Source organism: Pseudomonas sp. B21-009 (assembly GCF_024749345.1).
Classification (GTDB): domain Bacteria; phylum Pseudomonadota; class Gammaproteobacteria; order Pseudomonadales; family Pseudomonadaceae; genus Aquipseudomonas.
In genome coordinates this window covers 2,346,344-2,372,768 of sequence record NZ_CP087199.1, presented here as the reverse complement: position 1 = coordinate 2,372,768, position 26,425 = coordinate 2,346,344, and the positions used below count along the sequence as shown (strand labels likewise).

Here is a 26,425-nt window from a genome sequence, read left to right as displayed (position 1 = left end):
CGTTACAGCGCCAGGCTCAGGCTGACCATCAAATTGCGCGGCTCCCCCGGCATGTTCCACGCCGCGTTGTAGCCTCGCTCGTAGTACTTGCGGTCGAACAGGTTGTTGAGGTTCAGGCCCACCGTGGCCTGTTCGCTGACCTTGTAATGGGCCAGCAGGTCGACCGTGCTGTAGCTGGGCAAACGAAAGCTGCTGCCGGCCTGGCCGGAACGCTCACCGACGTAGTTGGCTGCAGCGCCAATGTCCGAGCCAAGCAATGGTCCGCTCTGAAACTCATACACCGCCATCAGGCTGCCGCTATGTTGCGGGATGCCCAGCAAGTCGCTGCCCTTGGGCAAGGCGGCATCGCCCTTGGTCACTTCGGCATCGATATAGGCATAGGCGCCGATCACCCGCAGCGCTTCGCTCAACTGGCCGCTGAACTGCAGGTCGAGCCCCTGGCTGCGCGCCTTGCCGGCGGCGATGCTGTCGCCGAAGGCATCGGTGGTGATGACGTTTTTCTTGTCGATCTGGAACAGCGCAATGGTCGCCCCCAGGCGGCTGTCGAACAGGTCCAGCTTGAGCCCGGTTTCATAGCCCAGGCCCTTTTCCGGTTTGTAGATCTGGCCCTGGGTGCCGATGCTGTTGGGCTTGAACGAGGTCGAGGCATTGGCGAATACCCCGACTTCAGGCGTGAGCTGATACAGCAGACCCACGCGCGGGGTGGCGACGTCCTTTTCCTGAGTGTTGCTGACGCGCGTGGAGCGGTTCTGCGCGGTTTGTTCGATATGCTCCAGGCGCACGCCCACCAGAGCGCGCAAGCGCTCGGTAAAGGCGATCTGGTCCTGCAGGTTGAGCGCGTAGCTCTCGGTGCGCTCGAAAAAATCATTAGGGTTGATCAGCGCCGGTTTCGCCTGGCCATACACCGGGTTGTAGATGTCCAGGCCATAGCCGAGCGAAGTGGCGCTTTGCGGGTACTTCTGGCTGTTGCGGTAGTTTTCGTACTCAAGGCCCAGCAGGCTCTGGTGCTCCCAACCGGCGAACTGGAACTGGCCATGCAGTTCGGCCTGGGTGATGTTGTCGTTCCACTCGAAATCGCGCTCGCGGTAGAAGCGGCTGATGCTGGTGCCGACCACTCGCGACGGTTCCGAGCTGTTGCCCTTGAGCCGGCCCTGGGTGTAGTGGTTGGCCAGGCGCAGCTTCCAACTGTCGTTGAGGTGGTGCTCCAGGGTCAGGTCGAGGGTCTGGTTGTCATTGCGGATGCGCCCGTCGTTGGGCTCGCCGAGAAAGGTCGAACGGCTGACCGAGCCCAGTTCGTTGTTGACCGCCGGGATGCCGCGGTCGAACACCGACTCGGTACGCGAGAACTCGGTGTCGATCGACAGCAGGGTCTCGGGGCTCAACTGCCAGCTCAGCGACGGGCTGACGATTCGCCGCTCACTGCCAACGTAATCGCGAAAGCTGCCGTTGTCCTCAACCGCCATATTGACCCGCGACAACACCCGGCCGTCTTCGCTGAGCGGCGTGTTGACGTCCAGGCTGCTGCGGTAACGGTCCCAACTGCCGGCGCTGGCCTTGAACCGAGTGAAGGCTTCGGCTTGCGGACGCTTGGTGACGATGTTTACCAACCCGCCGGGGTCGCCGCGCCCGTACAGACTGGCGGCCGGGCCCTTGAGCACTTCGATGCGCTCGATGTTGGAGGTGTCGGGGGCACTGTAGCTGCCGCGGTTGACGGCAAAGCCGTTCTTGTACAGCTCGCCGGTGGTGAAGCCACGCACGCTGTAGTTGAGGAAGGTCAGGCCGCCGAAGTTGTTCTGCCGGCTGACCCCGCCGGCAAAATCCAGGGCGCGGTCGATGCGCGTGCTGTTGAGGTCCTCGAGCACCTGGCTGGGCACCACGGCGATACTTTGCGGGGTGTCGCGGATGTCAGTGTCGGTCTTGGTCGCGGTGCCCGAACGAGTTGCACGATAGCCCTGCACCGGGCCGCTCGCGCTTTCTTCATAGTGGCGTTCGTTGACGTTGAGGGCGTCGAGCAACACGGTATCGGCAGCGGCAGCTGGCAAAGCGAGCAGCGAGGCGGACAGGCCGAGGGATAACCTTCCTACGGGGTAGTTCATGAGGGCTCCTTAAAATTATGTAATAACATAACAATTTAAGAAGAAAGATAAAAGCAGCACAGCGCAAGCCCCTGTAGGAGCGGGCTTGCCCCGCGATCACCCCTCAACAGCTGCGGATCACCGCCTGTAGCACGGTCTTGAAGGTGGCGATCTGTTCTTCGCTGAATTGCCCGAACACCTTGTCCTGCTGCTCGCGGGCGATGCTCCACAGGCCTTCGGTCTGGTCGATACCGGCAATGGTCAGGCGCACATGCCCGGCCGCTTCGCTGTCGCACACCAGGCCCTTGCGCTTGAGGTTGGCCACTGCCTCGTCGATTTCCCGCGCCGGCATCGCCACTTCGCGCTGCAGGTCGGCAAGGTTCAGCCCGGCGTCGTTTTCCAGCACCATGAGCATCCGCGCCTCGCTGGTACGCAGGCCGCTGGACAATTGCCGTGGCTGATAGCTGCCCTGGTAGGCGCGCAGGGCCTGGGTCATCAGGTAGTACAGGTTATGGCTCAGGCGCCCCTGGAAGTGGCTGCTCGGTGGCTGACCTTCTTCGCGGCGGGTCATGCGCGTGTGTGGCAGCACCATGGAATAGGCGCCCTGGTGATACAGCAACGGCGAGCGGCCGCAGTCATCGAAGGCCACCACCTTGCCGAGCATGATCCAGTGATCGCCACCGTCGAGTAGCTGCTGGGTTTCGCACTGAAAGCACGCCGAGCAATCGGCGAGGATCGGCGCCCCGCCCTCACCTGCCTGGTAGCTGATACCGGCAAAACGGTCATCCTTGGGCTTGGCGAAGTTGTTGGACAGGTCGATCTGGTCGGCGGCGAGGATGTTCACGGCAAAATGGCTGGCTGCCTCGAACACCGCCAGGCTGCTCGAGCGTTTGTCCAGGCTCCAGAGAATCAGCGGCGGGTCGAGGGATACCGAGTTGAAGCTGTTGGCAGTGACGCCGACCAGGTTGCCCTGGGGATCGGCGGCGGTGACCACGGTGACGCCGGTGGCGAAGTTGCCCAGGGCACGGCGAAAGGCGCGGCTGTCGAAGGCCGATGCGGTTGCGGTAGACATGCAAGACTCCCCGGCTGCCGTGCGCGGCAGCCGTCATTGTTGTTATTGGCGAGGCCTATCAGACCATGCTTGGATCGGGCTCCAGGCCCATCAGCTCGCGGCCGAGAATCTGCGCGCAAACGTCGTAGTCGGTGTAGGCATGGGCGCCGGTCATGTGCGCATCGCGCCACAACCGCTGCATCTCGTTGCTGTCGAACCAGGCAGTGCCGCCAGCGGCTTCGAATAGACGATCGACCGCCTGGATGCACATTTTCACCGCGTAGCCCTGGTTGGTGCGCCAGAACGCCAGGGTCTCGCGCGTCGGGTACTGGTGACGTTCGCTGTGCTCGGCGTGTTCCTGCCAGGTTTTTTCCAGAAATGCGCGAGCGGCGGCAACCTGATGGGTGGACTCGGCCAGGCGCATCAGCGCGGGTGTGGCGGCGCCGACATTGACCCCGGTATAGGCACGCACACGGTTCTTGGTCTTTTCGCGGAAGGCTTCGAGCATGCGCTCGGCAATACCGAGGCTGACGGTCGAGAAGCCGCTGGCGAAATATGGCCGGTACGGCGAGTAGAACACCTTGCTGTCCGGATACAGGCCAAAGCCTGCCGACTTGCCTTCCATCATGTCCTTGGCTTTCTGGATGCGGTGCTCGGGGACGAACACCTTGTCGATCACCAGGGTCTTGGTGCCGCTACCCCTCATGCCGGCGGCGAACCAGTCGTCGCGAATCTCGTAGTCGCTGCGCGGCAGCACGGCAAAGCAGTAGTCCTGGGTGCCTTCGGCATTGGCCCGACGGCAGCCGACAATCGCCCACTCGGCATGATCGCTGCCGCTGCTCCAGCCCATCTCGCCGCTGAACAGCAAGCCGCCCTCGACCTCCTCGACCTTGCCGAACGGGGCGATACTGCTGCTGGCGGTGGCGTCGGGGTTGTCGCCCCAGATCTCCTCCTGCAGCTTGGCCGGGAACATCGCCAACTGATGGCTGTGGGTGCACAGCAGGCTCATGGCCCAGGCGGTGCTGGCGCAAGCGCCGGCAAGCAAGGCGATGCAGTCGGCAAATTGCGGCAGGGAGATTTCCAGGCCACCGTAGGGCTTGGGCAAAAAGGCACGGTGCAGGCCAATGCTTTTCAGCAGGGCGATGTTTTCGGCCGGGACTTTGCGGTCCTGCTCGGCACGGGCGGCGTTGGCGGCGATGGCAGGCAAAATCGAACGAAGGTCTTCGAGCAGCGGGTTTGGCTTTTTCATGAGGGGCCCTGCTTATTATTGGATGTCCGCCAGGGCCTGCGAAGTGGCAGGTGGCGGCGGATGCAGGGGCCAGTATGGGAGGCTTGGCTCAGGGGGAAAATGCAACTTCCATAGGCAAGATTGTACTTTTCATAGGATGTTAAAAGCATCGCGGGTCAAGCCCGCTCCCACAGCGAACACCATCAATTCTGTGGGAGCGGGCTTGCCCCGCGATAAATTCACCCCGCCACGACGTTCTGCAAATTGCGCCAAAGCTCAGCCACATGCTCACGCTCGGTCGGCAACGCCCCCACCGACACCCGCACCATCCAGCGGCCATGCAAGGTCGCCGGAGTGACGTAGGCTACCCCCGAGGCATTGAGCTGATCCGCCCAGCGCCGGGTATGTGCATCCAGCGCCTCACCCTGCAGGCCCTCACCTCGATGGCGAATGCACAAGGTCTGCAGCTGTACCGGCGCCAGCAACTCCCAGCCCTCGGCCCCGCGCACCTGCTCGGCCAGCCACTGGGCGTTGTCCAGGTCGCGGCGCAAGCGCTGTTGCAGGTTCTCGATGCCCTCGCTGCGCAGCATGAACCACAGCTTCAGGGCACGGAACCGCCGCCCCAGCGGGATACCCCAGTCGCGCAGGTTCTTGACCTTGCTGTCGACCGCCGACTGCAGGTAGCTGGGGTTGGTGCTCATGACCCGGATCAGGTGCTGCGGATCACGCACGAAGTACAGCGAGCAATCGAAAGCCACACCGAGCCATTTGTGCGCATTGACCACAATCGAGTCGGCCTGCTCGATGCCGTCCCACATCCAGCGGCATTCCGGCAGGATCATCGCCGAACCCGCCATGGCCGAGTCCACGTGCAGCCACAAGCCGTGCTCGCGGGCGATCTGGCCGATCGGTTGCAGCGGGTCGAGGGCGGTGGTTGCCGTGGTGCCGGTGGTAGCCACCACCGCGCAGGGTTGCAGGCCGTCGGCCAGGTCCTGTTCGATGGCTGCGGCCAGCGCTTGCGGGCGCATGGCGAAGTCGTCGTCGGTGTCGATGTAGCGGATGTTGTCCTTGCCAAAGCCTGCCAGCAGCGCGGCCTTGTCTACCGAGCTGTGGGCCTGGGCGCTGGTGTAGATCATCAGCGGCTTGCCCTGCCCCTGCAGGCCGCCCTTGGCCAGGGCGTAGTCGCTGCTGCGCTCGCGGGCGCTGATCAAGGCGACCAGGGTGCTGGTGGACGCGGTGTCCTGGATCACCCCGCTCCACTGCGCCGACAAACCGACCATCTGCCGCAGCCAGTCCACGGTGGTTTCTTCCAGCTCGCTCAGGGCCGGGCTCGATTGCCACGACAGGCCGAGCACGCCAAGGCCGGTGCTGAGAAAATCGCCAAGCACCGACGACAAGGTGCCGTTGGAGGGGAAGTAGCCGAAAAAGTCCGGGTGCTGCCAGTGCGACAGGCCGGGCATCAGCAACTGGTCTACGTCCTTGAGAATGTTCTCGAACGGCTCGCCCTGAACCGGTGCCGAGCCGGGCAAGGCCGCCTTGAGGTAACCGGGCTCGACCTGGGCCATCACCGGCAGTTCGCCGACACCCTGGCGGTAGTCGGCGATCAGGTCGATCAGTTGGTGGCCATGTTTGCGAAATTCTTCCGGGCTCATGCAGCGGCTCCTGTTATTGGCGGTAAGTGGGCCTGAGTCTAGGCCCTGGCTGACCGCCAAAAAACGCCGCCCGGCGCATAGCTGCTATGGCGAATGCGCATGGCCGCCGTGCACGCCGAACTGCGACTGCTGCCACTGCTCGAACACCAGGTTGCGCAACCAGCGGTGCTCGGCCGAGCCGTGCAGGCGCTGGTGCCAGACCACCCAGTAGCGCTGGCTGTGCTCGACAAACGCCAGCGGCCGCCAGGTCAGTGGATGCAGGCGGCTGAGCTGGCGGGCAATGTGCTCGGGCACGGTGACCAGCGCCTGGCTGCTGCCGACCACCTGCACCGCCGCCGAGTAGAACGGCACCTGCAGGCTGATGCGCCGGCTCAGGCCTTGCTCGCGCAGGTGGCGGTCGATAAAGCTGTCCTTGTCGCCACCGCCGGAAATACGCACATGGTTCCAGGCCCGGTAATCGTCCTGGCTCAGTTCGGTTTTTGCCGCCAACGGGTGCTCGCGATGCATCAGGCACACCGCGCGGTCTTCACCGAGCATGCGCCCATGCAGGTTGGCCGGAGCATCGTCGAACAGCGTGGTGGCCAGGTCGACTTCGCCGCTGGCGAGCAGTTCATACTGCCCCGGTTGCCAGGTGCGGTACTCGATCGACACCCCCGGCGCTTCGCGCTCCAGGGTGCTGACCAGCAGCGGCAGCATGTGCTCGGCGATGTAGTCCGAGGCCGCCAGGCAAAAACGCCGCTCGCAGCGCTTGGGCTCGAAGGCCTGCGGTTGACGCAAGGCCTCGAGCTCGGCCAGCACCTGGCCCAGCGGCAGCAGCAGGCTTTCGCCGCGTTCACTCAAGACATAGCCGCGGCCCTGGCGCACCAGCAGCGGGTCGTCAAAGGCTTCGCGCATATGTGCCAGCTGGCGGCTGAGCACCGACTGGCTGCTGCCCAGGCGCTCGGCGGCATGGCTGAGGTTCTTCAGCTGCAGCATGCTCTGCAACGCGCGCAGGTGGGCGATGCTCAGGGAGGCGAAAATCGGATTCAAGGGGCGCTCCTGCACAGGCGGATGCCGCAGCCTAAGGCCAAACCTTGCAGATTACAAAGCGCCTGGCAGGCCGGTGCATGGCCGGCGGCAGGCTCAGTCAAGCCACTGCCGGGGCGCTGCGCTAGGGTCGGGGCTTTGCTTTCCCTTGAGGTTCGTCCCATGAGCAACATCAGCCTTTTGCCCCAGGTGCGCGTTTTTTTGCAACGCGAGCACAGCAGCTTTATCGACGGTCGCCAGCAGCCACAGGCCGATGCCCGCTACCTGGAGGTGATCGACCCGGCCAGTGACCAGGTCATCAGCCGCGTGGCCGAAGCCAGCGCGCAGACCATCGACGATGCCGTCGCCTCCTCGCGCCGTGGCTTTGCGCAATGGTCACAAACCGCCCCCGCCGTGCGTGCCAGCGTGCTGCTCAAGCTTGCCGACCTGATCGAGCAACACCGCGAAGAACTGGCACAGCTGGAGACTTGCCAGTCGGGCAAGCTGATCACCCTTTCGCGCAATTTCGAGGTCGATCAGGCCGCGCATTTCTTGCGCTACTACGCCGGCTGGGCGACCAAGCTCAGCGGCCAGACCCTCACCTCGTCGCTGCCCTCGTTCAACGGCGAGCGCTACACCGCCTTTACCCTGCGCGAGCCAGTCGGCGTGGTGGTGGGCATCGTGCCGTGGAACTTCTCGACCATGATCGCCTTGTGGAAGCTCGGTTCGGCACTGGTGACCGGTTGCAGCATCATCATCAAGCCCAGCGAATTCACCCCCCTGACCATCCTGCGCATTGCCGAACTTGCCATCGACGCCGGCCTGCCCGCCGGGGCACTGAACGTGGTGACCGGCGCCGGCCTGGCCGGCAAGGCGCTGATCGAGCACCCGGGTACCGACAAGGTCTCGTTCACCGGCTCCGTGCCCACTGGCCTGGCCGTCGGCCAGAGCGCCATGGCCGCCAACCTGACCCGCGCCACCCTGGAGCTGGGCGGCAAGAATGCGGCCGGGTTCCTGCGCGACGTACCACTGCACACGGCGGTGGACGGCATCATCGAAGCGGGCTTTTTGCACGCCGGGCAGATCTGCGCGGCAGCCGAGCGCTTTTATCTGCATCGCTCGCAGATCGAGGCGGTGACCGGGGCCTTGAGCGAGCGCCTGGCACAGCTGAAGATCGGCTCACCGCTGGATGAAACCAGCGAATTCGGCCCGGTCAGCAACAAGCAACACCAGGCCAGGCTCGGCGCGCTGTTTGCCAAGGCGCGCAGCGAGGGCAGCCAGATCATCCATGGCGGGCGTTTGCTCGAAGGCCCGGGCTGCTACGTCGAGCCGACGGTGATCCTGGCCGGCTCGGTGGACGACAGCCTGCTCAACGAGGAGACCTTCGGGCCGGTGGCGACCTTCTTGCCGTATGACGATGAAGAGCAACTGATCGCGCTGATGAACGCCAGCCCCTATGGCCTCAGCGCCAGCCTGTGGACCAACGACTTGAGCAAGGCCTTGCGCCTGGTGCCGCAGGTGCAGGCCGGTACGGTGTGGGTGAACATGCATACCCTGCTCGACCCGGCCGTGCCGTTTGGCGGGGTAAAGGCTTCAGGCATAGGCCGTGAATTTGGCGGGGCGTTTATCGAGGATTACACCGAGCTGAAGTCGGTGATGATTCGCTACTGACACTGCCCGCGATGGGCTGCACCGCAGCCCATTACTTCTGAATTCCATGAAGTAATTTTTTGATACCAACGATTCCCCTCACCCACCGTCTGTCGGACCATCGGCCAGTTACCCCATAAAAACAACACGAGGTACTGCCGTGGACAACGCCAACAAGGCGGGGGCTGCACGCCCGCGCATCGAGGTTCGCTCAATCGACTATGTGCCGCGCAGCGAGCGCCACGGCAAGGTCTGGCACCAGGCGCCGTTCTGGTTCACCGGCAACTTCGTGCTCACCACCATGGTCACCGGTTTCACCGGCCCGGCCCTGGGCCTCGGGGCGCTGTACTCGATCCTGGCGATCGTGCTCGGGGTGTGCTTTGGCACCTTCTTCATGGCCTTTCACGCCAACCAGGGCCCACGCATGGGCTTGCCGCAGATGATCCAGTCGCGCGCCCAGTTCGGCCTCAAGGGCGCCATCGTGCCGTTTGCCGCCGTGGTCTTCGTCTACATCGGTTTCAACGTCTTCAACGTGATCCTCGCCACCGATGCGATCAACACCGTGCTGCCCGGCCAACGCACGCCCTGGTACCTGGGCCTGATCGTCATCGCCGTGCTGCTGGCGGTGGTCGGCCACGACTTGCTGCATACCGTGCAGCGCTGGCTGACCTACGTGATGATCCTGGTGTTCGGCGTGCTCACCGTCAGCGCCCTGCTGACCCTGCAGGCCGACGCCGCCCTGCAGGATCCGCAGTTCTCGTGGGGCGCATTCCTGGTGCAACTGTCGGCGGCCGCCGGTTACCAGATCAGCTATTCGGTGTACGTCTCCGACTACTCGCGCTACCTGCCCCACGACACGCCGACGGCGAAAGTGGTGTTGTGGACCTACCTGGGCGCGGCCGGCTCGGCCCTGTGGCTGATGTCCCTCGGTGCCTTTCTCGCCTCGGCCTTGCCAGCGCCTGACGCCATCGCCAGTGTGCGCGAAGTGGGCAACCAGTTCCTGCCGGGCCTGGGCACCTTCACTGTACTGATCTCGGTACCGGCGCTGGTGGGCATCATGGCGGTCAACTGCTACGGCGCCATGCTCACCAGCATCAGCGCCATCGACTGCTTCAAGCAGGTCACGCCGTCGCTGAAGATCCGCGTGGCCGGCATCAGCGTGATTGCCACCATCGTCTTTATCGTCGCCCTGGCCATCCCCGAGAGCTACCTGGGCAGCTTCAACACCTTCGTGCTGCTGATGCTGTACTTCCTGGTGCCGTGGACCGCGGTCAACCTGGTGGACTTCTACTGCGTGCGCAAGGGCCACTACGTGATCAGCGAAATCTTCAACCCCGACGGCATCTACGGTGCCTGGGGCAAGCCCGGGCTGATCGCCTACGGCCTGGGTTTGCTGGCGATGGTGCCGTTCATGGCCTTGAGCTTTTACACCGGCCCCGCAGCCGCCGCGCTGGGTGGTGCCGACATTGCTTTTGTCATTGGTCTGCTGGTCACCGGCAGTCTCTACGCCCTGCTCTGCCGCTCGCTCGACCTGCCTGGCGAACAACGCCTGGCGGCGGCCAGCGAGCGCCAGCTTGAGGAAACCCTCGCATGAGTCCAACCCTGATCCAGGTCGCCTGCTGCCAACTGGCGCCGCAGGTCGGCGAACTTAAATACAACCGCGAGCGCGCCCTACAGGCTGTCCGCAGCGCCGCCGGACAAGGCGCCCAGGTGGTGGTGCTACCGGAGCTGGTGCAAAGCGGCTATGTGTTCGCCGACCGCAACGAAGCCCTGAGCCTGGCCGAAACCCCCAACGGCGAAACCCTGCGCCAGTGGGCAGCGCTGGCGGCGGAGCTGGACATCGTCATCGTCGGCGGCTTTTGCGAGCGCACCGAGCGCGACGAGTTGTACAACAGCGCCGCCCTGGTCGATGCCGACGGCGTGCGCGCGGTGTACCGCAAGGCGCATTTGTGGAACGACGAAAAGCGCATCTTCAGCGCCGGTGGGCAACCGCCGCCGGTGATCGATACGCGCTTCGGACGCATTGCGGTGATGATCTGCTACGACCTGGAATTTCCCGAGTGGGTGCGCTTGCCGGCGCTGGCCGGGGCCGAACTGCTGTGCGCGCCGGTGAACTGGCCGGACGGCCCGCGACCGCTCGGCGAGCGGCCCGCGGAAGTGGTACGGGTGCAGGCCAATGCTTCGGTCAACCGCTTGTACATCGCCGCCTGTGACCGCAACGGCCATGAGCGCGAAGTGGATTGGGTCGGTGGCTCGGTGATTGTCGATGCCAACGGCTACCCGTTGGCCGGGCCGCTGCATGAAGCGCCGGCCGGCACGCAAATCATCCACGCCCGCCTCGACCTGGGCGAGGCGCGGGACAAGCGCATCAGTGCCTTGAACGATGTGCACCGGGATCGCCAGCCGGTGCTGTACGACTGATTTTTCGGGCGGCTGTGCAGCCACGCCCCAAACCCGTGCAAAGCCACTAGAATAAGCCACCGCAAACACCAGGCTGCCCCATGGATATCGAGCTCGCCCGCACCTTTCTGGAAATCGTCCGCACCGGCAGCCTGGTGTCCGCCGCCGAGCGCCTGCACGTCACCCAGACGGCCATCACCGCCCGGGTGCAAAAGCTCGAACAGCAACTCGCCTGCCAGCTGTTCATCCGCAGCCGCAGCGGCGCCAGCCTCACCGCCGACGGCGAGGCCTTCGTGGTGTATGCCAACCAGCTGGTGCAAACCTGGGAGGCCGCACGCCGCGACCTGCCGTTGCCCGAAGGCTGCCACCAGGTGCTGCACATCGGCGGCGAAGTCAGCCTCGGCAACCCCATGGTGCTTGGCTGGGTCAGCGCCCTGCACCGGGAAATGCCCGGCCACGCCATTCGCAGCGAAGTCAGCGACGGCGAGTCGTTGCTGCACAAAGTGGAAATGGGCGTGCTCGATGCCGTGCTGGTCTACCAGCCCACCTACGGCCCGGGCCTGCAGGTGGAGCAACTGATGGAAGAAAAGCTCATCCGCATCCGCCGCAAGGACAAACCCGAGCCTTACGTGTACATCGACTGGGGCCAGGCCTTTCGCCGCCGTCACGACGCCGCCCTGCCCGAATGCGCGCGCCCGGCGCTGAGCTTCAACCTCGGGCCGCTGGCGCTGCAGTACATCCTTGAACACGGCGGCAGCGGTTACTTCCGTACCCGCGTGGTGCAGGCCTACCTGGACAGCGGCGTATTCGAACGCGTGCCGCAAGCGCCCGAGTTCACCTACCCCACCTACCTGGTGTATGCCCGCGAGCGCGACAGCGAGGCGCTGCAACAGGCGTTCAGGGTACTGCGCGAAGTGGTCGCCGGTGAGAGCGACTGGTCACAGCGCTGGGATCCGGTGATCTGAATCCTGGATGAACGCACGCTCTACCTGTGGGGCGGATCGAATGTGTATCCAAGCGCTTTAAAGTAGCTGTCGAGCCCTGAGCGCACTACATCTTTTTCCCCTGTATCAACATCGATATCGTTATCGCGTAGAAACTTCTCGGCGTCAGCCTGGCTGGTCGCTGGCGCTGGCTCCAACGTAGACTCCCGATAGCACTCACTGCGCCGCTCATAAAGGGTGGTGAACTCAGAACCTGTCATGTCCAGTCTCCTGCTATATGCATCTTCGGAATGTAATTTGCAGCGACCTCACTGTATGCCTGTGGGAACGCCTGGACTACTGACAAAAATGTCAGGTACCCATAGCCTCGGTCCCACCTCCCGATGCACTGCGTCACTCTGGTTAGCATCTCCCTCCGATATTTCTGACAGACAAAGGCGAAGGACTCCGTAGGACCTCTCTTGATTGCAGCTCATCCCTTGAGGCGTGAGCTAGCACCTGCCTAGATTTCCCGGGGCTGCCCGCATGGCATCCCGTCATCTGCCGGTCTAGTCAAGAGAGCCCCCCATGCCCCGCCAAAGCGACCTGCGCTTCACCTTCGAGCCCCTGCAGGGCGACGCCTTCGAGGTGGTCGAGTTCCACCTCGAGGAAGGCCTGTCCCAGCCCTTTCGCCTGAGCCTGGAACTGGCCAGCCACGACCCGGCCGTCGACTTCAACCGCGTGCTAGACCTGGCCGCGCTGTTCACCCTGTGGCGGGGCGACACCCCGGTGCGCTACGTACACGGCCTGGTCAGCCTGTTCAGCCAGGGCGACACCGGCTTTCGCCGCACCCGCTACCGCGCCGTGCTCGAACCCAGCCTGGCACGCGCCGGCCTGCGCTCGAACTGGCGCATGTTCCAGGGCCAGAGCGTGCCCGAGATCATCCTCGCGGTGCTCGAGGCCCAGCGCCTGAGCGAGGTCAAAACCTACCTGTGCTTCGACCATCCGCCGCGCGAGTACTGCGTCCAGGCCGGCGAAAGTGACCTCGACTTCATCGCCCGCCTGGCCGCCGAAGAAGGCCTGCTGTACAGCTTCGAGCACCGTGCCGACGGCCATACCCTGTGGCTCACCGACCGCGTCGGCGGCCTGGGCACCATCGGCACCCACGAGCACTGCCCGGTGCTCTACCAGCCGCTGGCCGGCGGCGACAGCGCCGAGCCGGCCCTGCAGCGCTTTCACTACACCGAACAGGTGCGCAGCGCGCGCCAGGTGCAGCGCGACTACACCTTCACCCACCCCTATTACAACCTGCAGCACAACGCCGTCGGCGCCAGCGACCTCGACCATCAGCACAGCGACTACGAACGCTACGACTACCCCGGCCGCTACAAGCGCGACGCCAGCGGCAAGCCCTTCACCAAAACCCGCCTGACCGCCCTGCGCAGCGACGCCCGCCTGGCCCATATGGAAGGCGATGACGCGCGCCTGCAGCCGGGCCTGGCCTTCGACCTCAACGACCACCCGCGCGAAGACTTCAACGACCGCTGGCGCACCATCGCCATCGAGCACCACGGCACGCAGCACAGCAGCCTGCTCGAAGAGGCCTTCGGCAGCGACAGCGGCACCGCCTACCGGCTCAGCGCCAGCGCCATCCGCTGGGACGCCGACTGGAAAGCGCCGCTACGGCCCAAGCCGCGCATCGACGGCCCGCAGATCGCCAGCGTGGTCGGCCCGCCGGGCGAAGAGATCTACTGCGACGAATGGGGCCGGGTCAAAGTCAGCTTCCCCTGGGACCGCGACAGCCACCAGGACGACCACAGCTCCTGCTGGATCCGCGTCGCCCAGGGCTGGGCCGGCGCCACCTGGGGCGCCATGGCCATCCCCCGGGTCGGCCAGGAACTGATCATCAGCTACCTGGACGGCGACCCCGACCAGCCCATCGCCACCGGCCGCGCCTACCGCGAAACCAACCTGCCGCCGTATCAACTGCCCAAGCACAAAACGCGCATGACCATCAAAAGCCGCAGCCACAAGGGCCAGGGCTTCAACGAGCTGCGCTTTGAGGATGAGCTGGGGCAGGAAGAGGTGTTCATCCATGCCCAGAAGGACAAGAACGTTCATATCAAACACAACAATGGGGTGTTTGTTGGCAATGATCGCAGTGAGACGGTGGGCAACGATGAAACCCTCTCCATCGGTCACAACCAGTCCCAGGACATAGGCCTGAACCGCTCGCTGAACATTGGCCAGAACCATGAGATCAGCATCGGCAATGACCGCTGGGAGCGCGTCGGCAATGACCGTTTTGACGCCACCACTGCCAACCATCGCACCGAAGTCGGCGGCCACAGCGAGCACCTCACCCACGGCCAGCATCACCTGAGCGCCGGCCAGGGCATGCAGCGCACCACCACAACCTACCAGCTGCAAGCCAGCGAGCGCCTGGTCATTCAGGGCCCTGGCGGCAGCCTGACGATCGATGCCCAGGGCATTCACCTCAATGGCCTGGCCATTACCCTACAGGGGCCGGTGCAAATGACCGCGCCGGGCAGCGCACAGCCCTTTTCCCTGCAGCTCTCGCCCGAGGCAGGGCAAGCCTGTGTGGAGAAAAACCGATGACGCCGGCGCTTGTGCAGAAGTTCGTTGATGAGATCTACACGCCCGAAGCAACGCTGTACCTGCTGCTCGACCCATTGGCTGACTGTGCCTCGGACGATCCCCTGCATATCGAGGCGCTGCGCCAGACACTGGGCGACGACGCCCTCACCCGCGTGTGGCGTCCGGACCTTGAGCACACGCCGCACGCCTGCCCGGTGCTGGTAACCCTGGCGAGCCCCGGCGCCCGGCCTTCGGAGCGTCTGCTGTCGCTCTCGGCGCAGCGTGTAAACGAGGACGCCAGGCGCTCCCGACGCTACGTCTGCGGCTGGCTCAGCAGCAGCGTCACCACCGCTGCATTCAGTGCGCACCTGATCGCCCTAGGGCATCTGCCCATGGCACAGGGCACACAGTTCTTTCCGGTGTATGAACCGTTGCGCCTGGAATTGCTGGCCGGCACGTTGAAGCAGGCGGAACAGGGATTCTGGTGGCCGATTCAACACTGGCTGTTTCCCATGTCCAGCGGTGCCAGCAGCGTCATCAGTAGCCATCCGCACGCGAGTGTCGTACCTCGTCCACTCGCTGGCGAGGTGCAGCAGGAGGTGGTGCTGGTGTCAACCTTACTTGCCACCTGGCGACGCGCCCTCAGCCTGCCGCTGACGTTCGCGCCGGCGCGCTGGACAGGTGCAACAACACTGCCGCCCCATGCCGCTGCCAAGGCCCACTACCAGATTCACCAGGCCCGTCAATTGGGCCTGAAAAGCCATCACGACATCATCACCCTGGCCATGCACTGCCTGTTGCTGGATCTGCGGCTGCATGAGCACGCCCGCGTCCGTGCACTGATCGACCAGGCGGCTCGAGGAACAGCATCGCTCAGTACCCTGCTCGCCCCTTGCAACGACAACAGCTGGCAACGGATTGTCACCGACCTGAGCCATGCAGGAGCATACCCTTGAGCCTGACTTCGCAACTCGCCATCGCCACCACCGAATGCCTGGTCAACAACGACCAATGCACAGTCTGCCAGCGTCAGGGCCTGCCCATCCTGCCGCTGCGCAAGGCCGTGGTGCCGCGCCTGGCCCATGAATCCCCCCTGCCTGACGACAATACCCGCATGGGTTGGCGCACCCTGCGGGCAGGTTACCTATACGTGCTGCTCGACCGCCAGGTCTGGCAGGCCTATCAGGTCACGCCCGACGGTTACCTGCGTCAGTTCAACCCCTACCAGCCTGCGGCCACCAACGAGACACCGTTGGCCGATAGCTGCATCGCGGCCGGGCATGACTGCCCAGCGGCGTTGCTGAACATCGACACGCAAAAATACACCATGGCGTGGCTGGCCTTTGCCAGCGACCCGTGGCCCGCCAGCGTCCTCGCCGCCTACAAGAGCGGGCGTTTTCCCGAGCGTTTTCTAGCGCTTGACCTGGGCACAGCACGCAACGATCCGGCAAGCGTCGGCTGGGCCATGACGGCCGAAAACCTGCAGGTGGACAACAAAGTCTACGAGTACCGACAGCAGCCCAGTCCAAGCTTTGATAGCGTGCATGGTTTTTACACTCGAGCCGGGCGCCTGACCGCGTTGCGAGGCTACCTGCGCAACGCCATCGCCCATCATGATCTGCCACACGGCGTGCTGGCCCTGGAACTGGACGACAGCATCGGCCTGGTGCAGGAACTCAACAGGATTCGCAACGGCTGGATTGGACACCGTCAACAGTGGATGAACACCCCGGACCGGGCCTATCAACAGCAGACCTCGCAACTGCTGCTGGCGATCCGCGCCATGCATCGCGACTGGGCAGAGCAGCAAACGCCAGCCACCCCCGACCCGCTCACCGGCGATGGCCCACCGGTGTTTGCCGATCCGCAACGGGTGCGCGAAAGGCTGGTCAACGAGCGCGCCCTCGAGCACACCAGACGATTGGAAGAGCGTTACAACGAGCAGCAACGTGCTGAGTTCCAGCAGCGCTATGACCAGCAGTTGGCAAGCTTCCAGCGCATCATCGACGGTGCCGGCCGAGCCTACGCCGGGGCCTGCCGCACGCCGGCCTTTTTATGCTGCGAACAGCACGATTACGACGGTGACGATTTTGCCTCGGGCCAGGCCTACAGTCAGACCATGGCGCTGTGCCTGAGTGGCGGGATCAGCGAGGCCCCGGTAACAGCCAGTGCTGACGCCGACTCGGGGCCTACGGCGATGCTCTGGGACACCTGGCTGCGCAACCCGCAGAGCCCCATCTACCGCGCGCTGCTGCGGCGTGACAGGCAACTGCTGGCCGAGCTGCTGCCGAGTTTCAAGGCCAGCACTGATACCGACTGGAACGACAGCGAAAAACTCTACGCTGCACTGAGCAAGATACTGGCCAGCGACGAGTCGATGCAGTTGCTGCGCACGTCTGTGCAAGACGCCATGGCCCAACTGCTGGGCGCCCTCAATGCCGCCAGCGCACGCCTGCAGCCTGCGCTCGGGCCAGGTGTCGAGCGAGCTGTGTCCCGGCTCAACAGCGCCATTCAACTGCTGCATAACGGCATTCACCTGACCGAGCTCAAGGTGCAGATGAAGCTCAGCGAGTACTACGCCCTGCAGTGTGAACACCTGCGTGAACTGCAACGCAAGGCAGCCGATACCAGCGACCGCGCCATCAACAACCTCAAAGACAAGTTGGGAGAAGTGGACCACGAAGCCCGCCAGGTTCGCACAGCGGTCCGCCCCATCATCCTCAACGGGCTGCTGAGCATGGCGGTACTGGACCCCAGGATTGCAGCGCTGACGGTGACCATTAGCATCTGGGTAAACGCCAAGGCCAGCGAGATTGCGCAACTACAGGCCTCGCTGATGCGCACTGCCAACCTCGGTGCAGAACAACTGGGCAAAGGCGCCCACGCCGCCCTTGGCAGCATCGCCGCGGGCATCGGTACCCTCGACCCCCACGCGCGAAAACTGCTCCAGGGTCTGCAAATTCCTGCGCACCAAACCGCCACCTGGGTACGTACGGGCTTCACGGGTTTGCGTGGCGCGGCTGGCAGCGGCGAGCTTCTGCTGGCATTGGGTGGCCTTTACCTGCTTGGCGATGCGATGAAAAAGAATCTTGAGGAAGTCGACCGGGTGATTGGCGAGAAGTCCATGGAAGCCAGGTTGGCGCTGTATGGAAGCAGCCTGGGGGTGCTGGGGGGTGGGATCGAGGTGGTAGGGATTGCGTTGGGGAAAGGAGCGGAGCAGGTTCAGAAGATGAACGTGCTGCCCACACGCGGCATGGCAGCAACTAACGCAACTGCACGAATGGGCAACATGCTTTTGAAATCGGGGGCAACTATGGGTGCGATTGCAGGATTTTATGATGCTGCGCAAGCGGGTGTTGCTGTTAGACGCGCTTGGAATCGTGGTGATAGTTCTGCTGCAAGGTTTTACACCGCCTCGTCTTTATTCTCGCTTTTTGGAGGGGGCTTTGGCATAGCAGCTGGTTTGTCAGGATCCTTAGTGCTGTTAGGCCCCCTTGGATTAGCCGTACTTCTAGGCTTGGCAGGATATGCGTTTTATAAATCAGCCGAGAGACAAGAGTCGACACCACTAGACCTTTGGGCAAAACGCTGTTTTTTTGGGAATCACGATGAAAGCCCGCCAATTCACTGGAACAAGCCAGAACATGCAGCTATTGCCATCTCCGAGTTAAATGCAGCAACCCTGGGGGTTGAAGCCAAGGTCAACTTTCAACTACTGCTCAACGGCGGTAGTTCTCCTAGAGTTGGCTACGGCATTGCAAGTGGTGGTACTCCATCAGCACAGAAAATACTGAAATACCGTCTACGCCTGCCGCACTACGATGCGAGTCGTTCAGCTTACTATTGGAAATTGACCATTAGCCGTAGAGGAGAGAAATCATCCAGCAATTATAGAAATGGTGAAACTCTAGTTGAAGGCAGTCTGAGCCCCTTGCCTATAGAGGCGAATGAACCGACGACCGCACCGGGCTTTTCGAAAAACACCGTCCCTACCGAAAACATCAACACACCCTCCACATCCATAACAACTGTACCGTCCACGAATAAAAACACGATACAGATCAAAGAAATCAGCGGCTTCATTGATCTATCAAAACATACAGACGGCCACAATATAGAAACGGCTACCCTGACATTAACTTACTGGCCAGACCGATACACCCCTGAAGCGTATGCTCAATTGAACTTATCTGATAGGCCTTGAAGCGAAGCTAGCAACTCTACCCCTACGCCCATAAAACCACCACGGAAATGCAATGAACTCAGCCAAACCTTTATTAGAAAACCCTGCACCTCACTGGAAGTATGATCTTCCCGTTCCCAACGATCCGCCATCACGGGCGCCCTCTGCCCAAACACTAACAAACCCGCCCAATCATGTTAACGACGTATATCTTGAGCTACCACGCTCGTCTTTTAAGACTCGTGGATTTTGCGTGTGGGCCGCAATAGCTCTTTTTATTTTGGCGATAACCTCCTTTTTCTTTCAAATAAGTATCATTACAAACCTGCGGAGTTTTCATTCATTGGCAGCGTTTTTTTTTGGACTTACAGCATCTATAGTAAGCTTCTGGGGAGGCGTTTATTACTGGCGTATGGACGTCGAGGCCCCTCGGGACGAACCCATTCGCTTCAACCGCCTGCGCAGAAAAGTCTATGTCTACCGTTTTCATCAAGACGGACTTCGCCCTTTCAGCCGCGTGGCTTGGGGGGTACGCACCGAAGTTTACAACTGGGAAGACCTTCGCGCTGAAGTCAGCAGTGTGTACGGTCCGATGGGTACAGGCGGTCTGATTGAAACTGTCTCCCTGGCAGTAGTTGAGCCGGGCACCAACAAGGTGATCGACCGTTTTCATTTTGCACATGAGAGCGATGAAGGCGAGATGTATTGGGCCATGGCGCAACTATTCATGCAGCAAGGTCCGCAGGCATTACCCCACTTCCCTCGCCCACCCCGGGACTGGAGTAACGAGTCCGTGACCTTCAATCTCGCCCGACGCCTGGCGCCCAAGGTGAAGTGGCCAGAAGACATGGACCTTGAGTCAAGGTCGGCGCCGTGAGACTTCCTAAATCGCCATTACTGAACAAGCCTGCACCTCACTGGAAGTATGACCTTCCCGCACCTAACGACTTGCCTACAGAAGTACCGCCCCCCTGGGTGCTGCCAAATCCCCCAAACCATGTTGACGATACATACTTGGAACTCTCTCAATCGACCTTCAGGGTACGCGGCATTTGCGTATGGATTGCGATAATGTTCTTTATAACCTCTACAACCTACCTGAGCTTTATTACTATAGTTACGCTCAAACACGCACCTCTTCACAACATTCAACTACTTCTAATTGAGCCATTGATAGTTACAATAGGTTATTGGGGAGGACTATATTACTGGCGAATGGAAGTAGAAGCCCCTCGAGACGAGCCAATCCGCTTCAACCGTCTCCGCCGCAAAGTCTACGTCTATCGCTTCCATCATAATGGACGCCGCCCTTTCAGCCGCACAGCCTGGGGTGTACGCGCCGAAGTTTATGACTGGGATGACCTGCGCGCCGAAGGCTGCAGCGTGTATGGACCGATGGGCGCTGGAGGCCTGATTGAAACCATTTCCTTGGCAGTGGTCGAACCGGGCACCAACAAGGTCATCGATCGCTTCCATTTCGCCCACGGCATCCAGCAGGGTGAAATGTACTGGGCCCTGGCTCAGTTGTTCATGCAGCAGGGACCGCAGGCGCTCCCTGCCTTCCCTCGCCCGCCCCGGGACTGGAACAACGAAAAGGTCACCTTCAATCTCGCCCGCCGCCTCGCGCCCAAGGTGAAATGGCCTGAAGACATAGACCTGGAATCGAGGACAGCGCCTTGAAGCCAACGGCAGGCCCCCGCTGATAAGCGACGCACTATCCGGGCGCGCGGTCCTTGCCGAGCAACCCAACCTCACTCAACAACTGCCGCTTGAGCCCGGCAATCAGATCGGTCTGGGTAATCACCCCCACCAGCGCTTCGCCGTCCATTACCGGCAAGCAATGCAGCCCCTGCTCGCTGAGCAACGGAATCAGCGCCACCGCCGGCTCGTCGCTGCGCACGGTAATCACCGGCCGGCTCATGATCTGCTCCAGCAGCACCTTGGGCCGGCGCCCGAGCAATGCGCGCCAGCTGAACCGCCCCTGGGCCATGGCCGGGCCGATCAGGTCGGTGAGGCTGACTATCCCCACCAGGCGCCGGGCGTCATCGAGTACCGGCAAGGTGTGCAGATGGTGGCTCGACAGCAACTGCCAGGCCTGTTGCAAGGTGGTTTGCGGGGTCGCCAGTTGCACGTCCCGGGACATCACCGAGGCGGCGGTAATGCCGCCCAGGCTGCGTTTGAGCGCGTGTTGCTCGGTGGCCATGATGATGCGTTCGAGTTCGTCGCGGGTGACGTCGACGAACTCGCCGAGCTCTTCCAGCGCCTGATCGAGGTCTTCACCACTGACGCCGACCCGTTCACCTGGCAGCACGTCGGCAGTGTGGTGCAGGTCTTTGCGCGCTGCGGCGGTCTTCGGGTAGCGCACGCCGGTCAGGCGGTTGTAGATCACCGCCACGGCCACCAGCACCAGGGCATTGAGCATGATCGGTTCGAACACCTGGTCGCCCATCGCCGCCAGCGACGAGTCGGCCAGCACCACGCTCACCGCCACGCCGCCACCCGGCGGGTGCAGGCAGCGCAGCAGGCACATGAGCAAAATCGCCACGCCCAGGGCCAACGCCGCGACCCACAAGGCCGAACCAAAGCAGTGATGCAGCACCAGGCCCACCGCGGTGGCGCTAGCATAGCTGCCAATAAACGGCCAGGGCTGCGCCAGCGCCCCGGAGTGCACGGCAAACAGTAGCACCGCCGAGGCCGCCAGCGGCCCGAGCAGGTGCAGCGCCACTGTCGGGCCAAAGGCCAGGCTGCAGGCCAGGCCTGCGAGAAACAGACCGAGCAGTGCGCCGACGCCTGCGCGTAGCCATTCTTTTGGGGGGATGTTCAGAGGGGCCGGCAGCAGCCGGTTGAAGCCGTTGTTCAGAGCGCGCAGAGACATGGGTAGATCGGGCACCTGGGCAGTAAAAAAAGCCCGGCCAAATTGGCTGGGCTGAGTATTGCGAGGGGGCAATACCAATGGGCTCCGTCCGTGGAGATGGAATTTTTGGGTGTTGCGTGGGCGGGGATTTTGCCGGGATCGGGCTGGCGGGTGGTAATTCAAAAAACTGAGGGGTGAGTGCAGTTTTTTTGAGGGATGGCACGAGTCGGCGGCAAGGCCGCCGACTTCGCCAGGCAATCAATGCATGAACAGGGCGATCAGGATGATCACCGGAATCGGTACACCCAGCATGAACAACAGTAGTGAACGCATGGTAGTTCTCCTCAGTTCAACGGACTTGGGCACTGACGTAGTCATCGACCAGCACCACGGCATCGCGACGACGGCCGCCGTAAGTGGCGGCGAGGCTGGCGAAGAACGCCCCGCACAGCAAGGCAATGAACATCCACAATGCCGACAGCGCAGCCGCCTTGCTGGCGGCATCAGCCGCTTCACGGGCAGCCTTTTTGGCGTCGTCCACTGCCTGGCGCGCCTGGGCGAAGACCTGGTCGACACGCTGCTCGGCCTGGGCCGGCGCAAGGTTGGTGCGCTGGCTGACCAGTTGCGCCAGGTACTGGCGGTCTTCGCCGCTCAGTTGCCCGCCGTTGCTCAACGCGCGCGCCATGATCCGGGTCACCGCTACTTGTGCAGCATCTTCGTTGACCGCCACCGTGCCATCGCCACGGAACAGGGTATCGACGAAATAACCATAGGGGTCGCTACCCTGGGAACCGCTGGCAGCCGTCGCTGCCGCAGTAACGCCACCTGCAGCACCGGCGGCGACCTGAGCCCCCGCCTGCACGCCGCCAGCGACGATACTGCTGACCGAACCGACCACCAGCGTTGCCGTGACCAGCGTGGCAACGGCCCAGGCCAGAAAGCCGTGGGCGGTATCGCGAAAGTACACCTCATCGCCATGCACGCTCGCCCATTTGACCCGCAGACGGCCCGCCAGGTACCCCCCCAGGCCGGAGGCAATAATCTGCGTCAGCGCCAGCCAGACAATCGTCGAGATACCCAGGCCCTTGGCGCTCATGCCGTCGCCAACCCACGGCGAAACTGCCGAGAAGCCCAGCCCGATACCGAGCAAAACCAGTATCAACGACAACGCCGCGGCGCCCGCCGCGCCGGCAAATATAGCCGCCCATGACACGCCGGAGCGGCTTTGCGCTTCGACGATGGAGGTGGAGTGGGTTTCTGATGTTGTAATCATTGTTGTAGAGCTCCCGTGAGGAACATCGAATGTTCACTACAACGGGTGCACGCCCTGTGCCAAACCGGTTGAAAGGGCAATGGCTATAAATTCAATAGGTTGCAGCACGTTGCGAACATGCCCATCATGCAAAGTGCATGATCAGGCCAGCGCCAGCGGGTGTTCTGCACACCAGGGCAATCGCCAGGGGCCGGTCTTGTCCGCAATTTTTCGACCCAGAGCCCGCGATGACTAATGAAGCGTTGATAATCGATTTGTTTGAAGCCGCTGACGCCTTGGCCAATGGCGACAACAGGGCAATGCAGCGCCTGCTTGCACCGATCAAGAACCGCGAATCCTATAACGGCACTCCTGTTCTGTTCTATGTGGCTGAAAACATTCAGGCGCTGGAATTTCTTGCGGCCAATGGCGTTGATTTTCTGCAAAAAAACAGCCTTGGCGGCAATAACCTGCTGCACCGGGTGTCATTGGACAGTGATGACCCTGTGTTCGAATGGGTGCTGGCCTGGTACAGCAGCAACAACAGTGTCGATGCAGCGAGCGACGATGGCTTCACCGTACTCTCGACGCTGCTCAAGTTCGGTCGGGCGGACCGCGCCAAGCGCTTGATCGAGTGTGGTGCAAGCCTTTCATCGGTCGCCAACAACGGCCTCACCCCGGCCCGGCAAACGGTCATTTGCATGGAGCAAGAGCACGATGCGCTTGAGGGTCTGGCGCTACTCCTGTCCCACGGATTAACCCTCGGCACTGCAGAGTTGGAGCACATGGCGCACATGGCGCGCGCTATCAACCGGCACCGGCTTGCCAAGTGGATTGAAGACGATCTGATTCCCTCTGCGCCGGCCAATTAGTCTGCCGATAGCTGCAAAACCCCTACCGGTACGCTTTCACTGCCTCGACAAAACCTGCACAATCGCCGGCTTTTTTTCCGACAAGGCAGTCCCTCATGCAACGGATCGTAATTCTGGGCAACGCCGGCAGCGGCAAGTCCACCCTCGCCCGCGCCCTGGGCAAGCAACTGGGCCTGGCGGTGGTGCACCTGGACAGGTTGTTCTGGGAGCCCGGCTGGGTCGAGCCGGATGCCGAGCAGTTCCGCTCGCGCGTGCGCGAGGCAGTGTCGCAGGACGCCTGGGTGTGTGAAGGCAACTATGCGCGGCGCACCTTCGACCTGCGCCTGCCGCAGGCTGACCTGGTGATCTGGCTGGATACGCCGCGCCTGACCTGCTTGATGCGGGTGATCAAGCGCAGCGTGCTGAACCGCCCGCGCCCTGACCTCGCCGACGGCTGCAGCGAAAAGCTGGACCGGGCGTTTCTGACCTTCCTGAAATTCGTCTGGACCTTCGATCGCGGTTATCGCCCGGGGATTGAAAGGGTACGTGAAGCCATCGGGCCGCAGGTACCGGTGGTGCATTTGTGCGGTAGCCGGCAAATTGCGGCGTTTGTCGAAGGCTTCAATCACGTTCCAGCCTGATCTCCTATGCTCATGGTTCGCCCACACTAAAGAGGAGCAGCGAACATGGCATTCGTGACCACTAACGATGGCGTTGAGATCTTCTACAAAGACTGGGGCCCGCGTGACGCCGAGGTAATTTTCTTTCACCACGGCTGGCCGCTCTGCAGCGACGACTGGGATACGCAGATGTTGTTCTTCCTGGCCCAGGGTTATCGGGTCGTCGCCCACGACCGCCGTGGCCATGGGCGCTCCAGCCAGGTCTGGGATGGCCACGACATGGACCATTACGCCGATGACGTGGCGGCGCTGGTCAAGCACCTGGGTGTTCAAAAGGCCGTGCATGTCGGGCATTCGACCGGCGGTGGCGAAGTCATCCATTACATCGCCCGCCATGGCCAGGAGCGGGTGGCCAAGGCCGCCCTTCTCGCCGCGGTTGCGCCGCTGATGGTACAGACCGCCAGCAACCCCGGCGGCCTGCCAAAATCAGTATTCGACGACCTGCAGGCGCAACTGGCGGCCAACCGCGCCCAGTTCTACCACGACATCCCTTCCGGGCCGTTTTACGGCTACAACCGTCCGGGCGCTAAGCCGTCGCAAGGGGTGATCCTCAACTGGTGGCGCCAGGGCATGATGGGCAGCGCCAAGGCCCACTACGACGGTATCGTCGCCTTCTCGCAGACCGATTTCACCGAGGACCTGAAGAAGGTCACGGTACCGGTGCTGGTGATGCACGGCGATGATGACCAGATCGTGCCCTACGACAACTCCGGGCCGCTGTCGGCGAAACTGCTCGGCAACGGCACGCTAAAAACCTACAAGGGGTTCCCTCACGGCATGCCTACCACCCATGCCGACATCATCAATGCCGACCTGCTGGCCTTTATCCGCAGTTGATCGCGGCTCAATGCCGTTCTATCAGCTCTGGCAGAAGCGTATCCGGTTGCCAAACGGGTCGTAGACTTCCAGCACTTTACCCCAGCCCTGCTCGACGATATCCGGGCGTCCATAGCCATAACGCTTGGCCTGCAGTTCGTCGCGCAGTTGCTCGATGTTGTGCGTGGGCACGAAGATCGTCGCCCCCGGGCTGGCATCGCCATGATGTTCGGACAGGTGCAGTTGCAGGCCGTCACGGCTGATGCCCAGGTACAGCGGCAGGTCAGCTTCGAAACGGTGCTCGAACTCAACGCTGAAACCGAGGAAATCCAGGTAGAACTCGCGGGCCTTGGCTTCGTCAAAGCTGCGCAGGATGGGAATGGGCTTGTCGAAGCGGATCGCCATCTGCTTGGCTTGCTCGGTTGAAATCATCGTTTTTCTCCTGAAGCCGAGGCCGTGTGGGCGCGAGCGGCGGGCAGCATTAACCTGGGGGCGATAGTACACAGATGATCGAAGCGCTGTCGATTTTGCCAGCGCCGGTTCGACTAGTGTCAGGCAGTTCCGCCTGCAGCCCCATCAGGAGCCACTCATGCGCAAACTCATCGTTGCCGCCTTCACCAGCCTCGACGGCGTAATCCAGGCCCCGGGCGGGCCGCAAGAAGACACCAGCGGCGGTTTTGGCTACGGCGGCTGGGTCGTGCCATTTGCCGACCAGGCCTTCGGCGAGGCCATGCAGACGCTGTTCTCGCAGCCGTTCGAACTGCTGCTGGGGCGGCGCACCTACGACATTTTTGCCGGCTATTGGCCGCACCAGACCGACTCTGCGGATCAGTTCATCGCCGACCTGTTCAACCGTGTGCCCAAGCATGTCGCCACCCACCACCCCGAGACCCTCGACTGGCATAACAGCCATGCCCTGGTGGGTGAGCTAGCCGGGGCTATTCGTACCCTCAAACAGCAGGACGGCGACACCTTGTTGACCCAGGGCAGCGGCGAACTGGTGCGTCAATTGCTGGCGGCGGGCCTGGTGGATGAACTGCGGCTGTTGATTCACCCGATCATCCTCGGCCGTGGCAAGCGCCTGTTCGATGACCAGGCGCAAGCGGCGTCCTTTACTTTGGCCGATTCGAGCAGCACGCCAGGTGGAGTGCTGATTGCCCGCTATGTGCTTGACGGGGAGGTGCGCACCGGCTCATTTGCCTAGACT

Annotated in this window: 19 protein-coding genes and 2 pseudogenes; 13 read left to right on the top strand and 8 right to left on the bottom strand. The window is 62.6% G+C overall.

Features of this window, described 5'->3' with window-relative positions; translation table 11 throughout:
* Window positions 1-2: 2 nt before the first annotated feature.
* From LOY34_RS10970 to LOY34_RS10950, 5 genes are all read right to left on the bottom strand, one after another.
* The gene (locus tag LOY34_RS10970; protein WP_195883768.1) at window positions 3-2,096 is read right to left on the bottom strand and encodes a TonB-dependent siderophore receptor; all 2,094 of its coding nucleotides are present in this window, start codon (window positions 2,094-2,096) and stop codon (window positions 3-5) included.
* 103 nt (window positions 2,097-2,199) lie between these two features.
* A complete protein-coding gene (locus tag LOY34_RS10965) occupies window positions 2,200-3,147 on the bottom strand; it encodes a p-hydroxyphenylacetate 3-hydroxylase reductase component (protein ID WP_195883767.1) in 948 nt (315 codons plus the stop codon).
* A 58-nt stretch (window positions 3,148-3,205) separates the two neighbouring features.
* Window positions 3,206-4,375: a p-hydroxyphenylacetate 3-hydroxylase oxygenase component gene (locus LOY34_RS10960; RefSeq protein ID WP_093384089.1), complete on the bottom strand. Its 1,170-nt coding sequence runs from the start codon at window positions 4,373-4,375 to the stop codon at window positions 3,206-3,208.
* A gap of 218 nt (window positions 4,376-4,593) precedes the next feature.
* The gene (locus LOY34_RS10955; protein WP_045196638.1) at window positions 4,594-6,006 is read right to left on the bottom strand and encodes a DOPA decarboxylase; all 1,413 of its coding nucleotides are present in this window, start codon (window positions 6,004-6,006) and stop codon (window positions 4,594-4,596) included.
* 84 nt (window positions 6,007-6,090) lie between these two features.
* The gene (locus LOY34_RS10950) at window positions 6,091-7,035 is read right to left on the bottom strand and encodes a LysR family transcriptional regulator (RefSeq protein ID WP_045196636.1); all 945 of its coding nucleotides are present in this window, start codon (window positions 7,033-7,035) and stop codon (window positions 6,091-6,093) included.
* A 159-nt stretch (window positions 7,036-7,194) separates the two neighbouring features.
* Between LOY34_RS10950 and LOY34_RS10945 the strand changes: the two genes are divergently transcribed.
* The 9 genes from LOY34_RS10945 (at window position 7,195) to LOY34_RS10905 (ending at window position 20,445) form a co-directional block, all read left to right on the top strand.
* Entirely contained in the window at window positions 7,195-8,682 is a 1,488-nt protein-coding gene (locus LOY34_RS10945) for an aldehyde dehydrogenase family protein (protein ID WP_258664779.1), read from the top strand.
* A 139-nt stretch (window positions 8,683-8,821) separates the two neighbouring features.
* Entirely contained in the window at window positions 8,822-10,255 is a 1,434-nt protein-coding gene (locus LOY34_RS10940; protein WP_195883765.1) for a cytosine permease, read from the top strand.
* Window positions 10,252-11,082 carry a nitrilase family protein gene (locus tag LOY34_RS10935; RefSeq protein WP_195883764.1) on the top strand — a complete coding sequence of 277 codons (831 nt, stop codon included), beginning with the start codon at window positions 10,252-10,254 and terminating at the stop codon, window positions 11,080-11,082. Before LOY34_RS10940 ends, LOY34_RS10935 begins: the two co-directional genes overlap by 4 nt.
* Before the next feature lie 80 nt (window positions 11,083-11,162).
* On the top strand, window positions 11,163-12,026 hold the full coding sequence (locus LOY34_RS10930; protein ID WP_045196624.1) for a LysR family transcriptional regulator: 864 nt from the start codon (window positions 11,163-11,165) through the stop codon (window positions 12,024-12,026).
* A 546-nt stretch (window positions 12,027-12,572) separates the two neighbouring features.
* Window positions 12,573-14,603 carry a type VI secretion system Vgr family protein gene (locus LOY34_RS10925; protein WP_195883763.1) on the top strand — a complete coding sequence of 677 codons (2,031 nt, stop codon included), beginning with the start codon at window positions 12,573-12,575 and terminating at the stop codon, window positions 14,601-14,603.
* Entirely contained in the window at window positions 14,600-15,538 is a 939-nt protein-coding gene (locus LOY34_RS10920) for a hypothetical protein (protein ID WP_195883762.1), read from the top strand. Before LOY34_RS10925 ends, LOY34_RS10920 begins: the two co-directional genes overlap by 4 nt.
* Window positions 15,535-18,786: a T6SS effector BTH_I2691 family protein gene (locus LOY34_RS10915; protein WP_195883761.1), complete on the top strand. Its 3,252-nt coding sequence runs from the start codon at window positions 15,535-15,537 to the stop codon at window positions 18,784-18,786. Before LOY34_RS10920 ends, LOY34_RS10915 begins: the two co-directional genes overlap by 4 nt.
* A gap of 52 nt (window positions 18,787-18,838) precedes the next feature.
* Window positions 18,839-19,642: a DUF6708 domain-containing protein gene (locus LOY34_RS10910; RefSeq protein ID WP_258664771.1), complete on the top strand. Its 804-nt coding sequence runs from the start codon at window positions 18,839-18,841 to the stop codon at window positions 19,640-19,642.
* Between the two features lie 194 nt (window positions 19,643-19,836).
* Entirely contained in the window at window positions 19,837-20,445 is a 609-nt protein-coding gene (locus LOY34_RS10905) for a DUF6708 domain-containing protein (protein ID WP_408980906.1), read from the top strand.
* A 34-nt stretch (window positions 20,446-20,479) separates the two neighbouring features.
* Here the strand turns inward: LOY34_RS10905 and LOY34_RS10900 are convergent.
* Together LOY34_RS10900 and LOY34_RS10895 are read right to left on the bottom strand one after the other, a co-directional pair.
* A pseudogene (locus LOY34_RS10900) lies at window positions 20,480-21,683 on the bottom strand (HPP family protein).
* Between the two features lie 285 nt (window positions 21,684-21,968).
* The gene (locus tag LOY34_RS10895) at window positions 21,969-22,892 is read right to left on the bottom strand and encodes a hypothetical protein (protein ID WP_045201328.1); all 924 of its coding nucleotides are present in this window, start codon (window positions 22,890-22,892) and stop codon (window positions 21,969-21,971) included.
* Window positions 22,893-23,119: 227 nt separating this feature from the next.
* Between LOY34_RS10895 and LOY34_RS10890 the strand changes: the two genes are divergently transcribed.
* From LOY34_RS10890 to LOY34_RS10880, 3 genes are all read left to right on the top strand, one after another.
* Entirely contained in the window at window positions 23,120-23,743 is a 624-nt protein-coding gene (locus LOY34_RS10890) for a hypothetical protein (protein WP_195883758.1), read from the top strand.
* A gap of 95 nt (window positions 23,744-23,838) precedes the next feature.
* On the top strand, window positions 23,839-24,363 hold the full coding sequence (locus tag LOY34_RS10885) for an AAA family ATPase (protein ID WP_093384146.1): 525 nt from the start codon (window positions 23,839-23,841) through the stop codon (window positions 24,361-24,363).
* Window positions 24,364-24,408: 45 nt separating this feature from the next.
* Complete coding sequence (locus LOY34_RS10880; RefSeq protein WP_045201325.1) at window positions 24,409-25,239, top strand: alpha/beta fold hydrolase; 831 nt, start codon at window positions 24,409-24,411, stop codon at window positions 25,237-25,239.
* Window positions 25,240-25,260: 21 nt separating this feature from the next.
* On the opposite strand, the pseudogene LOY34_RS10875 reads toward LOY34_RS10880, so the two are convergent.
* A pseudogene (locus LOY34_RS10875) lies at window positions 25,261-25,620 on the bottom strand (glyoxalase superfamily protein); the annotation flags it as partial.
* A 187-nt stretch (window positions 25,621-25,807) separates the two neighbouring features.
* Between LOY34_RS10875 and LOY34_RS10870 the strand changes: the two are divergent.
* Window positions 25,808-26,422, top strand: a complete 615-nt coding sequence (locus LOY34_RS10870; protein ID WP_195883756.1) for a dihydrofolate reductase family protein — start codon at window positions 25,808-25,810, stop codon at window positions 26,420-26,422.
* The last annotated feature ends 3 nt before the right edge of the window (window positions 26,423-26,425 follow it).